Below are 14,119 nucleotides of genomic sequence, written 5' to 3' on the forward strand. Positions count from 1 at the left end.
TGATTTGTCAATCCATACGAAATCAAGGGAGGATACCTGGAAATGAAATTTTTCTTGGATACCGGAAATATTGAGGAAATCAAACGTATTACCCGCCTCGGATTAGTGGATGGCGTAACGACGAACCCGTCGCTGATCGCCAAGGAAGGCAGATTGTTTAAAGATGTTATCCAAGAGATCGTGGCGATTGTTCCCGGTCCGGTCAGCGCCGAAGTTATCGGTCTCACAGCGGAAGAAATGCTTAAGGAAGCTTACGAAATCGCTGAATGGGCTCCGAACGTCGTAATCAAGCTGCCAATGACTGAAGATGGCCTTGAAGCTTGTTATGAACTGACTAAGAAAGGCATCAAAACTAACGTTACGCTCGTATTCTCCGCTGCTCAAGGCCTCATGGCAGCCAAAGCGGGAGCTACTTATATTAGCCCGTTCGTCGGACGTCTGGATGATATCGGCGTTGACGGCATGAAGCTGATCAAGGATCTGAAGACCATTCTCACTAACTATGGCCTGAAATCCGAAATCATTGCAGCCAGCATCCGCAATATCGCCCACGTAGAGCAAGCAGCTATTGCCGGCGCTCATATTGCTACCATCCCTGGTTCACTCTTGCCTTCCCTCTGGAAGCACCCGCTGACAGACAACGGTATTGAGCGTTTCCTGAAGGATTGGGAGAAAGTGCCGCAAGTTTAAAATTATAACGGTTTATTAGTTTAAGCCCCCTTCCGCGAACGCGGAGCGGGGCTTTTTGTTGTTTGCTGTCCCGCAAATGCCTTGACCAATTTGCTTGTTGTGATTATAATTGTCATAACAACTAATTTTCTGAAGGAGCATTTTTTATGCCGCATTCTTCTCCGCAGCAATTTCTCGGTTTCCTGCTGGGCTCCACCCACCGCAGGATTACCACCGGCTTTGCCAGGGCTCTGAAGCCTTATGATATTACACCCGAGCAATGGTCGGTCCTGCTCATGATCTGTGACCGCAGCGGGATCAGCCAAAAGGAGGTAGCCGCTGCTGCCGCCAAGGACCAGCCGACCACTGCACGGATCGTTGAGCTCCTGCTCAAGAAAGGGTTCATCAGCAAGTCAATGAATCCCGGTGACCGCAGGGCTTTTCAGCTCTACGCCACAGAAGAAGGGCAGTCGCTTATCGGAAATACGCTCGAACTGGAGCAGCAGACCATTAATACTGCCGTGGCCGGGCTGAATCCGCAGCAGCTTGAAGAGCTCCGCAGCATGCTGGAGCTGATCTACCACAACACTAACCATCAAGAATAGGAGCACACACCTTTGAGCAATTCAACAGAACGTCTATGGACCAAGTCCTTCATTACTCTCACCCTATGCAATCTGCTGCTGTTCACCGGCCTGCAGATGACCTTATCCACCCTTCCGGCGTATGCGGAAGGCACACTTCATGCAACTTCCGTGCAGGTCAGCCTCGTAACCAGCCTGTTCGCACTCAGCGCTATCGCTTCCCGTCTATTCTCGGCCAAAGCCATGGAGAAGGGCGGCCGTAATCTGCTGATCTTCCTCGGACTGTCCGTTTCACTCGCGGCCGTAGCCGGCTATTACTTCGCAGGCAGTATCGCTGCCCTGCTGCTGCTCCGGATGTTATTCGGCGTTGGCTTCGGAATGGCCAGTACGGCCTTTCCGACTATGGCCTCCGATGTAATTCCTGTCCGCCGGATGGGTGAAGGCATGGGCTATTTCGGGCTGTCCACCAGTCTGGCGATGTCAGCCGGTCCGCTGATCGGGCTCAGCCTGCTGCAGGGACCCGGCTTTGGCTCCCTGCTCCTCGGCGCAGGAGCTGCGCTGGCTATTATCTTCCCGCTGGGCTACCGCCTGGCCAAGACCTTGCCCCCGCAGCACAAAGAACCCGCAGGAGTACCCGCTTCAGCCTCCGGGGGCGGGGCATACCGCAGGCTGTTTCTTCCCTGCCTGCTTAACTTCCTGTTATCCATCTCCTATGGCGGACTGATTGGCTTCCTGGCGCTCTTCGGAGCTGAGAAGAACCTGTCCCACGTAGCCTACTTCTTCCTGTTCAATGCCGTGTCAATTGTGATTATCCGTCCGCTGTCCGGCAAGATTTATGACCGCTTTGGCCCGGCGGCACTGCTCATCCCGGGAAGCCTGTTTATCGCCGGCGGTTTGCTGCTGCTCTCTTTTGCAACAACGACAGCTGCACTGTTTCCAGCCGCCCTATGTTACGGCTTCGGCTTCGGGTCGATGCAGCCTGCACTTCAGACCTGGATGATCCAATCCGTAGAACCGCGCCAGCGCGGACTGGCTAACGGCATGTTCTTTAACTCCCTTGATCTCGGAGTCGCCATCGGCACCTTGCTGCTTGGTGCAATCGCCTTGTATACAAGCTATGCCGTTATGTACAGATATTCCATAATCGCACCTGTCCTGCTGCTCGTAATCTACCTCTTCGTCTATGCATCACAGCGCAGCAGAAGACGCCACTCCCCTGCACAGGAAGTGATCAGCCACACGTAAACCCCGCTATAGTCCAAATACCTTCCAATGCCCCCATGATATCAGCAGCAGCGAACCATCGGCGGTCCAAGTGCCACTCCGGTGAATCGAATGCTGCTGTACAGGGCGGCACTCATCGTTCACAACACCTTTTATTGTGGTTATTTCTGAAGTCTGATATTCGCAAGCGTCAAAAAAAACCGCCCGGCGTTTACACGCGTAGACGGTTCTGCAGACAATCCATTGCTCTCAGTCCTGTAAAGCTCCTGCTGATACAGTCTCACGCACCGCAGCCGGAAGGAACGGATTAGGCTGACCCAGGCTGTAGATATGAAGCAGATGCATCGCCCGGGTACAGGCTGTATAGAAAAGCTTGCGTTCATGCTCACGGCCATATTTCTCTGCCGAGCCATCGTAGATAATTACCGCATCAAACTCCACGCCTTTAGCCAGATAGGCGGGCAGCACCAGAGTGCCCTTTTGGAAATTAGGCGTTTCCTTGGTAACCAGCCTTACCGGCAGCCTGCTCTGCAGTTCATTATGCACCCGTGCACTTTCTTCCGCTGTTTTGCAGATAACAGCTACATAATGATAGCCCTGTGCATGCAGACTCAGCACATCCTGCTCCACCGAGGCCAGCAGGTCTTCTTCACTGTCCACGACCGTCAGCAAAGGCTCCTCGCCGCGCCGGTTAAACGGTACGATTTTCTCCCCTCCGGGAATCATCGCCCGTGTAAACTCGACAATCTCATAGGTAGAGCGGTAGCTGCGGGTCAATGAGATCACTTCCGTGTTCTCTTCGCCATAGATGCTGACCAGCCCGGCCAAATCCCCCAGCACCTCACCTTGCGCATAGATTGCCTGGTTGAGATCACCCAGTACAGTCATTTTGGCCCGCGGAAAGAGCCGGCGCATGAATTCCAGCTGGAACGGCGAATAATCCTGCACTTCATCGACGATCACATGACGGATCAGTGTATTGGTGCGGAAGCCCTGACTGAGCTCCTTCAAATACAGAAATGGCGTCGCGTCTTCGTAGGCCAGTTCGTTCCCGGCAATGGTAGCCAGCGTGAAGCTGCAGATGTCATCCCATACATCAGGCAGAACCTGGCTGCTGTTCAGGCTGTCCATTAACTCCCGGTCGGCAAACAGCCGGCTGTACAGCCCCTTCACATCAACGAACCGTCCGCGCTTGGTCCAGCCGCGCAGCGGCTTGAGGCGCTGGCTGACGATATAACGGGCGAGCATGATTTTCTCCGTTTCAAAATCATCAAAGCTATCATTATGCCCTCCGCCCTTGCGGCGCATCATATTATAAGCACGCTGATAGTCGCTGTTGTCCATAAGCTCAATCTGGTCATCGACCCATGATGCACTGCGTTCCTCAATGCTAAATGCTGCTATTCTTTTGAGCAGCCAGCCGGTCATCAGTTCGATCCGGTTAGCCAGCTTGATACCCGGGTCATAGCTATAGAACTGGCGCTCCATCTCTTCCTTGCCGACAACCGCACGCCCCTGGAACATCAGCGGCTTGAACATCATGCCTTCGTGCTCCAGCAGGTTTACATAGCGCCTTATGACATCCAGGAACGATACGGAGGATTTATAGGTGATCCCTGCTCTGCGTATGGAAGCTTCCGGCCCATCCGGCGCGTTCAGCAGGCTCTCCGTCTGATTGAACACATCCTCCAGCTGAAACTCCTGTCCTAGCCGGTGCTCCAGATACATCTGGAAGGTAGTCTGCTGCATATTCTCTTCACCGAGTTCAGGCAGAACGGTTGATACATAGCTGTTAAACAGCGGGTTCGGTGAAAAGAGCAGCATCTGGTCTGCCTGCAGCACCTCACGGTATTTGTAGAGCAGGTAAGCTACCCGCTGCAGCGCCGCTGAGGTCTTGCCGCTTCCGGCCGCACCCTGCACAACCAGCATCCGGCTTCTGTCGTTGCGGATCACCGCATTCTGCTCCTTCTGGATGGTCGCAACAATGCTCTTCATCCGGTCATCGGCGCTGTGGCTCAGCACCTGCTGAAGCAGCTCATCGCCGATCGTTACGCCGGTATCGAACATCACTTCGATCTCTCCATTATCGATTACAAACTGGCGTTTGAGCTCCATGTTTCCCGTAATTAGTCCGCCCGGCGTGTCATAGGACGCCGGACCCGGCGCACCGTCATAATACAGGCTCGATATCGGGGCCCGCCAGTCGTAGATCAGGAAGGTTCCGTTATCCTCCATCAGTGAACCGATGCCCAGATAGATTTTATCTGCCGCAGCATCAGCAGATTCCGAGAAATCAATCCGGCCAAAGTAGGGGGATACGACCAGCTTTTTATATTTTTTGAGTGCTTTACTGGACTGCAGATGATGGCGTTCGCGTTCGTTCAGGATCTGCGCCTGCTGCCGCAGGCTTGTTGAGGTCTCGCCCAGATCGTCAGGACTGCTGAAGTTCACGGTAACTTCTTCCCAGAAGTCCTTGCGCATATCCACGACATCCGTACGGTGGAGTCCAAGCTCCTCCGACAGCAGCCGGATGTGGGTAGATAACTGCCTGGTAATTCCGGTTACCCGCTCCTGCTCCTCTTGCCACTCGTGATCATGTTTATCCAATGCATTTCATCCCCTTCAGAAGGTTGACATTCATAATTCTACATGTTATAATTAAATTGAATAACTATGTTTTTTTGAATTGAACTTTATTTGATATCTTTTTATATTACCAACTCTTTAGCGCTTTTACAAGTTTCCGGCACAATTTATTTATAAGATAAGAATTGCTTCACGCAATACATAACCTTATGATGTATATATTCATCCGGCCCCTCTGGGACCGGATTTTTTGTTCTTTATATTTTCCCCGTCATATCGGCAGTGTCCTTCTCGTCCGTGTTCATCCGGTTAATCTGATCAGCCACCCTATCCAGACGATCCAGCTGATAGCCGTAATCATATATTGCCGCTGCCACCACGGACAACCGCAGCTGCCCGGATTTCTCAGGATCATATCCGTGGATGGCCGCCTCCAGAAAACGGTCGTTATCCTCTGCCAGAAGTTCAGAATCATTCGCACCCGGCTTAAGCTTATCCTCGAATTTCAGCAGGATGTACTCATGATATTTAATCAGCTGCTCCAGATGCCGGTCAAACAGCTCATCGGTACGATCTGTCCGCTCGGCCTGGAAGTAATGCCGGTCTATAGCCTCCAGCACCTGAAACCCCTTCTGCAGAGAATTGAGCAGATTCTTATACACCACCATCTGCCTGGTCTGACTGTATTTCGCCCTTCTTAGCTGCTTCTGCTCCTCTTCGAACAATGCATACTTGTCAGCCAATGCCTTAATGGAACCCTCCAGAGCGTTCTTCTCATCCCGGAATACACTTTCCTTCATTTCATGCGATACCGCAGTCCTTAGCAGCAGTGACAGGCTGGTGAACACATTCTCAATCTGCTGGATGTACTGCTTGCGCGGCTTCGGCGGAAAGACAGCGATATTAATAATGAATGCCGACAGAATACCGGTCAGCGTCAGCAGAAAACGGGTGAGCGCAAATTGCCACTGCCCGGAAGCCTCCATTACGGAGATTACGGTAACCAGCGTCAGGCCGATTGTATCGGCGCGGTTCATTTTCATGCTGATCATAATCACCAGAATACATACCAGCCCGACCGCAATCGGTTCATTGGACAGCAGCATTCCGCCCAGCAGTGCTATCACAGCTCCCATGGTGCTGGTCTGAATCTGATCGAGGAAATACCTCCATGATCTGTATATGGATGGCTGCATTGCAAAAATTGCCGCTATAGCCGCACCGACAGGGGAGGCGAAATTAAATAGAACGGACAGATAAAGTGCGAGCGTGACTGCCATTCCTGTTTTGAGTATGCGGGCACCAAAAGCCAAATCCATCCCTCCTAAAGAGCTTGATCTATTTCAATATAGATGCTGTGATTAAAAATTTATGTATATCCTGAAGGTATTCGGTAAATCTCTAATAATTGCACACACATTATTACCCATGAAGCACGCTGGCGAATTTTAGTATGGCTTAAGCCGGGTTTAAGGATTCTTTCAGCTTTCGGGGAATACTGGATACATGTCAGCCAACACACAACTCAGAAGAGGTGAATCATGAACAACCCTATCCAAAGAATTACTGCATTCACCGCAGCCGTAATGCTCACTATGGCACCGGTTGCCGCTTATGCAGAGAATCCGTCTGCCGGCACACCCACTTCCGCACCGGATTCCATACACGTCGGCAAGGAGCATGGGCATCCTCACAGCGGGAACAAGAACTTCCGGGCCGGAGGCCATTTCATTATCAATGAAACGGCTAAGCTGCTTGAGATGGACCGCTCAGAGCTCATAGACAGCCTGAAGGCAGGCAAGACACTCTCTGCCCTCGCCCAGGAGAAAAAGGGCTGGAGCGAAGATCAGTACATCCAGAAGCTGAGTGAAGCCGCCAGCCTCAAGGTCGACGAGTCGGTCAAGGACGGCCGGATTACGAAAGAGGACGCCGACAAGCTGAAGGCCGGGCTGCCTGTTATGATCAAGCTGAGCCTTAGCCGTGCGGCTCAGTTTCATCAGGCCAAGCCTTCACAGCAGCCTGCTGCGCCGAAGACACGCTAAAGCACCAGTCAATGATGCGGATGCCCTGCAGATTATTTGCGGGCATCCTTTTTGCCGTGCGGGCCTGCCCCTTTGCGCTCCCTGGAGTTCCGGTAAGCCTCGAAGCAGGCGGCAGACAGCATCAGCCATGCGCCGCTGGCTGCGTATCCGCCGATCACATCACTGGGATAATGCACGCCCAGATATATCCGGCTCCAGCCGATCCCGCCGGTCATCAGTACGGTGAACAGAATCAGGATGAATCGCTCACGTCTGTTGTGCATATGCCTCCAGAGAAGATAGGCAATCACTCCGTATAAAGAGAAGGCAGCCATAGAATGTCCGCTCGGAAAGCTGTACCCGGCCTGTTCAATAAGTCTGTGTATAGTGGGACGTTCGCGGTGGAACCACAGCTTCAGCAGTGTATTCAGCAATTGCGAGCCTAAGCCCACCCACAGAAACAATGCCAGCTCCATCCGGTGCTTCAAGGCGAAGAATAATATAGTCATCGTGAGCAGCGAAATCCCGATAGCCAGCCTCGAGGAGCCGACGAGCGATAAGCTTTTGGCCAGCGCAGTGAGCGGCGGCGACTCCATAGATTGCACGATATGTATAACGGCACGGTCAAAGCCAGCAGCTCCGCCCTGCTTCACCAATACAGCGATCAGGATAAATCCCAGCAAAAACCATATAAAACGGCGAAATCCGCCGGACCAGTAATGATAATAAAGCATAACTACCCCCTTGTCTATTTCCGCGCCTGATGACAGATTTCCTGGAAGAGTCTCTCCCGTGTTATAATTGCCTAAGAAGTTAATTCATACTAAAGATGGAGTGCTGCCAAAGTGGAAAGTCTAAAATTACAGGAACGATTGTTGAACCAGTGTATCTCAACAAAAGTGCCCGTGACCATTTTTACAACTAACGGAGTCAAAATGCAGGGACTCGTAACCTCTTATGACGCTTATACTATCACCTTGCAGGGTCAAGGTGACGGCAGACAGAACGTACTCTTCAAATCGGCAGTCTCCACGGTAGTGCCGCTGAAGCCCGTCTCACTCAAATAAGCAGTCCCGCCCGGCGCATCTCTGGGCCTAACACCTACAAATTAACCGTCCCGAATTCAAAAGGAACACCGGAGCAAGCCATTCCGGTGTTCCTTTTGCCATTGTTGCCTGGCAGGACAAGCATTACACTTTGCAGTTAGTAACCGGTCCGAAATAATTATCCGGCAAATACTGCAGGCATTACACAGACCGGCTTGGACAATTCCGCCGTATTTCCTGTGAAGGTTAACCGCCCGCCGGCAGCATCCAGTGAGAAGACCACCAGATTATTGCCGTCCCGGTTGGCTACAATCAGATAGGCTCCGTCCGGCGTGACCGTGAAGTGGCGCGGATGCCCCCCTCTTGTGGATACATGCTCCACCCATGTAAGCTCAGCCGATGCCGGATTTACAGCGTAGACCACAATACTGTCGTGGCCGCGGTTAGAGCCGTACAGATATCTGCCATCCTTGGAAAATGCAATTTCGGCACAGCTGTTATTCTCTGACGGATAACCTTCAGGAAGTGTCGATACCGTAAATGCCGTCTGTAGAGTCCCTGCAGCAGCATCATATAGGAAGGAAGTTACGGTGGAATCCAGCTCATTGATCACATAAGCGGATTTGCCATCCGGATGGAACACGAAATGGCGTGGTCCCGCTCCTTCATGAAGTGCAGTATCTCCAAGCGCTTCAAGCTTCTTCGCTTCTTTGTTAATCCGGTAGGTCCGGATCAGATCCAGCCCCAGATCAGACACAAACAGGAAGCGCTCATCCGGACTGAAGATGGCCGAATGCGGATGCGGCCGGTCGTGGCCCGGAAGATCACTATGTCCGGTATGTACTGCAATATCCGTCAGGGCTTCGGGTATCCCGTCTGCATCCAGGGTGAGCAGTCCTACCGTTCCCCCGTGATAGCTGCATACTACAATATGTTCGCTTTCAGCATCTCTATTGATATTACAGGTCGTGGTTTGACCCGTGCCTGCGGCAGGCATCGTCGGAGTCCGCTTCAATTCAGTCAGCTTGCCGGTCTTCGGCTCAATCGCGAAGGTTACAATCTCTCCCTCTTTGCCGCCCTCCCCACTTGGCTTCTCGCCAATCGCATACAGCTTCAGCCCGGAAGGGTCCACATTTACGAACGTCGGGTTCGTTATGCCATCAGCTGTATCCAGCCGCTCAAGTGTACCTCCGGCTTCACCGTCAAAAGCAAACACCTGAACTCCGCTCTCCTCAGCCGTTGCATAAGAGCCGGTAAACAACAGCAGCTTCGTATTCTCATTCATCTGGGTAATCCTCCTCCAACTTGTGGTTATGGATGCATATCAGCCATCTATATAATTTACAGTTTTTCGTGAGGTATGACAAATGCAACGGAAAAAATGACAAAAAACATTTCAAAAATAAGACTTCTCAAAGCAAAAAGAGTATGCTATAATGAAAGCGCTAACATCAATGTTAATTATGTATAAAGGGGGAACACGAATGAGCAGCCTGCTGGAAGCCAGAAATGTATATGAGGACTTCGAGGTGGAGACAGACATTCTGTTCTTTAAGGTCGGGGACCATGACCTTGTCATTTTTCACGGCAGAAACTACAACATTAAAAAGAGAATGACTGCCGAGCAACTGAACCGCTTATTGTCAAGCAACAGCTATTATCATGTGTACGGGGGCTGCTACGTTAACCTGAACAAGATCAGCTCCATCGAAGATGACTGTATCTATTTCGGTGAAATGGGCTTGTATGCGAAATCTGTACGCGTTCCCAGACGCAAACAGGAAAGCATCCGCCATCTGCTGAGAGGACTTAGCTCCTAAGGCGGATACATATCCGCTGCCTGCTAATCCGTAGAATACAGCATGGAATCATTTTTACGCATTCAATGTCTCTCTCATCTGGCCGGAGCGCGCATGGGGAAACCTGTTGCTGCTCCGGCTTTTTCCTGTTTCTTAATGGAATATTAAAAAGTTATTATGCTTTTTTATACTTTCTTAAGGTTTGGAATTCTGTTTTCTGGTAAAGTTGTAGAAAGACAGGCACCACCTATATTGAAGGGAGTCATTAATTATAATGGACAAAAAAGATTTCAACGAAAATGGACAGCTTGAAAACGGCGGAACGCCGGAAGAGAACGACACTTCTGTAGTTACCCCGGAAGATGGAATTGAACCTGCGGAGGCTGTATCTGAACCTCAGGATGAAGTAATTATTCCGGCAGAACCTGTACAAGCTGCAACAGAAAGCTCCGGCAGCGTACACTCTCCGAAAATTGAAGAAAGCGTTCCCGTAATGAACAAGGTAGGCGACGGTACTCCTCCTTCCAAGCCGGCAGCACCTGCAGGCGGCAAAGGCTGGATGATTGCCTCCATCATTTTGGCAGCGGCATTAATCGTAGTCCTGATTGTGCAGCCTTTCAAGAAAGACGACAGCAAGATCGCTGTTGCTACCGTTAACGGAACGGATATCACGAAAGCACAGCTCTACGATAAATTGGTTGAAGCAGGCGGCGAATCCACGCTGCAGAACCTGATTACTACCACTCTCGTGGATCAGGAAGCGAAGAAAGCCAACATTACCGTAACCGATGAAGATATTAATCAGGAGATCGCAGATCTGACCACCCAGTTCGGCGGTGAGGAAGCTCTGAATTCTGCTCTGCAGCAGAGCTCCATGACTCTGGATGACCTGAAGAAGCAAATGCCTCTGCAGGTTGAGATCCGCAAGCTGGTTGAACCGAAGGTTACCATTACGGATGAGGACATCTCCAAATATTACGACGAGAACAAAGCTACCTTCAATCAGGAAGAAGAAGTTCGCGCTTCCCACATCCTCGTTGAAACCAAAGAAGAAGCTGATGCCATCGTCAAACAGCTGAAAGACGGAGCAGACTTCGCCACACTGGCTAAAGAGAAATCTGCAGATACCGGTTCCAAAGACAATGGCGGAGACCTCGACTTCTTCAAACGTGCCGATATGGTTGCTGAATTCTCCGATGCGGCCTTCAACCTGAAGGTTGGTGAAACCAGCGGCGCTGTGAAGACCGATTACGGTTACCACATTATCAAGGTTACTGACCGTAAAGAAGCACATGAATACACGCTTGCTGAGAAGAAAGAGGAAATCACCAAGACTCTGAAAGCGCAGAAAGTCTCGGAAATGTCTTCTACCTGGCTGGCTGATTTGACCAAGAATGCCACCATCACCAATACTTTGACCGATACTCCTGATGCATCCGCTACTCCTGCAGAATCTGCCGCACCAGATGCCAGTGCAGACCCTGCTGCAGCTGCTGCAACAGAAGCTCCAGCCAAGTAATCTATTCATTCCTGCATAATACACACATACCTAAAGAGGACAGGCGGATTCCCCCGCCTGTCCTCTTTGCTTGTCCGGCCTTAGGCCCGGACGCAGCTGTCAATGATTCTTTTTACGGATCTGTTTGTCGTGATTCTCGCCCCACTCCTTGGCCTGTGCGGTGGCAATGGCAATCGCCCGCCCCTCCTCATAACCATCCTCAAGCAGCGCATTGGCAATTTCCACAGCCTTGTTGCGCACAGGTGCAGTGAAGTTCTTCAGAGAATCCGGATAGTCTCCCTTATTCCATGGCATAACAAAAACCTCCTTGATCTGACTATACTCATACTTAGCCGGATCAGGGAGGTTCTAAACCACTTATTGTAATGTTTCCTTATTTAATGACCTTCACACGCTCTTCGATCGGCTGGAATTCTTTCTCTCCCGGAGGGGTTACAGTTGTACCGAATGGCAGCTGTGCAATCAGCTTCCACTCTGCCGGAATACCGAATGTTTCTTTGACTTCATCGTCAATCAGCGGGTTATAATGCTGAAGCGAAGCGCCCAGACCCTGTTCTGCGAAAGCTGTCCACACTACGAACTGCAGAATCCCTGAGGACTGGTTGGCCCAGATCGGGAAATTCTCTGCATACAGCGCGAAGTTCTCCTGAAGATGCTTCACTACCGCCTGGTCTTCGAAGAAGAGCACGGAGCCGTAACCGGCTTTGAAAGAAGCTAATTTCTGGGCAGTGCCTTCGAATTGTTCAGTCGGAACGATTTTACGCAAGGTTTCTGCAGTGATATCCCACAGTTTATCATGTTGTTCACCCAGCAGAACCACGGCTCTGGAGCTCTGGGAGTTGAAGGAAGTCGGGCTATGTAATACTGCCTCTTCAACGATCTTCTGGATCTGTTCATCAGAGATTGGGGATTCTTTGCTGATTGCATATACGGAACGTCTGCCTTTTACCGCTTCGAAAAAGTTCTTAGACATAAAATAACTACCTCCATTTAATTAAGTAACTTACTTTTATAAATCTTAACACTTTTCCTACCGGAATACAACTCTTATTCACAACTTTTTCCTGTCAGCTTGCTTATGCTTATATATCAGCTCTTAGTGTCGCAGTATTCGCAGTAATTATGCGCCTTCCACTATTTTCTATAAGCTGATCTTCACGTTTAGAAACATGGCACTAACTTTTCGTATATACAACCTGTCAATAAATACGCTACAATGATTCAGCAAAAGTGCAGAAAGAAGGTCATTTATGAGCTCCCCTCTTAAGGATGGAACTAAACGAACAATGAAATTCACATTATTAATGCTGCTAAGTTCTGCCTTGATTCTAAGCGGCTGCAAAGACACAGCTTCGACATCATTAAATGCAGCGGCCGCGGTTACAGAACCTGAGACATCTATAGATTCCACTGCGCCTGTGTCCTTCTGGGTCGCTACCGATACACATTATCTGGATAAAGCGCTTGAGGATGGCGGCCAAGCCTTCCAGACCTATGTCACAGGCGGAGACGGTAAGATGCTTCCCTACAGTGATGAATTAACTGAGGCTCTTGTCTATGATGTGGAACAGAAGAAACCTGAATTCCTCATTCTCAGCGGCGATCTCACCAACAATGGTGAAGCAAGCAGCCATAAAGAGTTAGCCGCGAAGCTGCACCGGATTGAGGCAATGGGCACCAGCGTATATGTTATTCCCGGCAACCACGATATCAATAACCCTTGGGCCAGATCCTTTGACGGTGACAAGCAGGTAGTTGCAGATCATATTAATATGGAGGATTTCCTCGCGACCTATGAGGATTTCGGTTACCATGAGGCGCTATCCCGGGATGCTGACAGCCTAAGCTATGTGGTTAAGGCCGCCCCAGGCCTCTGGCTTCTGATGATTGACAGCGCCCAGTATGCGCATAATGAAGAATATAATTTCCCGCAGACGGACGGGCGGATCTTACCTTCAACCTTGTCCTGGATGGATGAGAACGTGAAGCTGGCCGCACAGGAGCATGCCTCGATCATTACTGTAATGCATCATAACCTGTTAAGCCACACCTCCATGGCGGTATCCGGCTTCAAGCTTAACAACAGCCAGGAAACCATGAAGACGCTCCGCAAGGATGGCCTCAATCTGGTCTTATCCGGGCATATCCATATGCAGGATATCCGCCGGGACCCTGCCGAGGATTCTATTGATCCGGCCATGCCTGTATACGATATTGCTACAAGCGCAATGGCGGTTAATCCCCATCAGTACGGCGCGATGACGTTTGATCCGGTCTCCCGTGCTTTTACCTATAATACGGCCGCAGTCGACGTGGAGGGCTGGGCTCAAGCGAAGGATATTACCGATCCTCATCTGCTGAACTTCAAATCGTATGCTGAAGATACCTTTGCAGGTGAATCTTATGAGAAGGCAATGACCAGACTGAAGGATAGCACCTTTACAGAAGCTCAGAAGCAGTCAATGGCCGAGGTCATGTCCAAGCTGAACGTGAAATATTTCGCCGGCACCGCCGCTGACTCACTGGACGAGATCCAAGCCATGCCGGGATATAAACTGTGGGAGAGTATGGAGGGCGGATTCATGTCCGGGTATATCCGCAGTATGGCCGAGCATTCAGAACAGAGCAATGTATCGCTGGAGATGGTTCTGACTACACAGTAACCGACATT

At 50.7% G+C, this 14,119-nt stretch carries 14 protein-coding genes; 8 read left to right on the forward strand and 6 right to left on the reverse strand.

All coding sequences use genetic code 11. The features are described from left to right. Positions 1 to 42 precede the first annotated feature (42 nt). The 3 genes from fsa to GC101_RS05130 all read left to right on the forward strand — a co-directional run bounded on the left by fsa (position 43) and on the right by GC101_RS05130 (position 2,498). Positions 43 to 690: a fructose-6-phosphate aldolase gene (fsa, locus tag GC101_RS05120; RefSeq protein WP_039298111.1), complete on the forward strand. Its 648-nt coding sequence runs from the start codon at positions 43 to 45 to the stop codon at positions 688 to 690. 146 nt (positions 691 to 836) lie between these two features. Then, the gene (locus GC101_RS05125) at positions 837 to 1,274 is read left to right on the forward strand and encodes a MarR family winged helix-turn-helix transcriptional regulator (RefSeq protein WP_171716392.1); all 438 of its coding nucleotides are present in this window, start codon (positions 837 to 839) and stop codon (positions 1,272 to 1,274) included. Between the two features lie 12 nt (positions 1,275 to 1,286). Further along, the gene (locus GC101_RS05130; RefSeq protein WP_246354180.1) at positions 1,287 to 2,498 is read left to right on the forward strand and encodes an MFS transporter; all 1,212 of its coding nucleotides are present in this window, start codon (positions 1,287 to 1,289) and stop codon (positions 2,496 to 2,498) included. A 228-nt stretch (positions 2,499 to 2,726) separates the two neighbouring features. Here the strand turns inward: GC101_RS05130 and helD are convergent, their stop codons facing one another. Next, positions 2,727 to 5,084: an RNA polymerase recycling motor HelD gene (gene helD / locus GC101_RS05135; RefSeq protein ID WP_171716393.1), complete on the reverse strand. Its 2,358-nt coding sequence runs from the start codon at positions 5,082 to 5,084 to the stop codon at positions 2,727 to 2,729. A 236-nt stretch (positions 5,085 to 5,320) separates the two neighbouring features. Further along, positions 5,321 to 6,376 (reverse strand): FUSC family protein, encoded by a 1,056-nt coding sequence (locus GC101_RS05140; RefSeq protein WP_171716394.1) that lies wholly within the window; start codon positions 6,374 to 6,376, stop codon positions 5,321 to 5,323. A 228-nt stretch (positions 6,377 to 6,604) separates the two neighbouring features. Between GC101_RS05140 and GC101_RS05145 the strand changes: the two genes are divergently transcribed. Beyond that, on the forward strand, positions 6,605 to 7,105 hold the full coding sequence (locus GC101_RS05145; RefSeq protein WP_171716395.1) for a hypothetical protein: 501 nt from the start codon (positions 6,605 to 6,607) through the stop codon (positions 7,103 to 7,105). Between the two features lie 32 nt (positions 7,106 to 7,137). On the opposite strand, the gene GC101_RS05150 is transcribed toward GC101_RS05145, so the two are convergent. Then, the gene (locus GC101_RS05150) at positions 7,138 to 7,818 is read right to left on the reverse strand and encodes a phosphatase PAP2 family protein (RefSeq protein WP_171716396.1); all 681 of its coding nucleotides are present in this window, start codon (positions 7,816 to 7,818) and stop codon (positions 7,138 to 7,140) included. A 111-nt stretch (positions 7,819 to 7,929) separates the two neighbouring features. On the opposite strand from GC101_RS05150, the gene hfq reads away from it, so the two are divergent. Then, positions 7,930 to 8,151: an RNA chaperone Hfq gene (gene hfq / locus GC101_RS05155; protein WP_039298097.1), complete on the forward strand. Its 222-nt coding sequence runs from the start codon at positions 7,930 to 7,932 to the stop codon at positions 8,149 to 8,151. A 157-nt stretch (positions 8,152 to 8,308) separates the two neighbouring features. Here hfq and GC101_RS05160 read toward each other — a convergent pair whose 3' ends face one another. Continuing rightward, positions 8,309 to 9,415, reverse strand: coding sequence for a lactonase family protein (locus GC101_RS05160; protein ID WP_171716397.1), 1,107 nt, complete (start codon positions 9,413 to 9,415; stop codon positions 8,309 to 8,311). Positions 9,416 to 9,614: 199 nt separating this feature from the next. On the opposite strand from GC101_RS05160, the gene GC101_RS05165 reads away from it, so the two are divergent. Further along, positions 9,615 to 9,950 carry a LytTR family transcriptional regulator DNA-binding domain-containing protein gene (locus GC101_RS05165; protein ID WP_039298093.1) on the forward strand — a complete coding sequence of 112 codons (336 nt, stop codon included), beginning with the start codon at positions 9,615 to 9,617 and terminating at the stop codon, positions 9,948 to 9,950. Between the two features lie 253 nt (positions 9,951 to 10,203). Then, on the forward strand, positions 10,204 to 11,448 hold the full coding sequence (locus tag GC101_RS05170; RefSeq protein WP_171716398.1) for a peptidylprolyl isomerase: 1,245 nt from the start codon (positions 10,204 to 10,206) through the stop codon (positions 11,446 to 11,448). Positions 11,449 to 11,547: 99 nt separating this feature from the next. Here the strand turns inward: GC101_RS05170 and GC101_RS05175 are convergent, their stop codons facing one another. After that, a complete protein-coding gene (locus GC101_RS05175) occupies positions 11,548 to 11,742 on the reverse strand; it encodes a DUF2188 domain-containing protein (RefSeq protein WP_039298089.1) in 195 nt (64 codons plus the stop codon). A gap of 79 nt (positions 11,743 to 11,821) precedes the next feature. Next, positions 11,822 to 12,421 (reverse strand): nitroreductase family protein, encoded by a 600-nt coding sequence (locus tag GC101_RS05180; protein ID WP_039298087.1) that lies wholly within the window; start codon positions 12,419 to 12,421, stop codon positions 11,822 to 11,824. 313 nt (positions 12,422 to 12,734) lie between these two features. On the opposite strand from GC101_RS05180, the gene GC101_RS05185 reads away from it, so the two are divergent. Then, a complete protein-coding gene (locus GC101_RS05185) occupies positions 12,735 to 14,111 on the forward strand; it encodes a metallophosphoesterase (RefSeq protein WP_171716399.1) in 1,377 nt (458 codons plus the stop codon). The last annotated feature ends 8 nt before the right edge of the window (positions 14,112 to 14,119 follow it).

The organism is Paenibacillus phytohabitans, from assembly GCF_013141775.1.
In the GTDB taxonomy this organism is placed as follows: Bacteria; Bacillota; Bacilli; order Paenibacillales; family Paenibacillaceae; genus Paenibacillus_AQ; species Paenibacillus_AQ phytohabitans.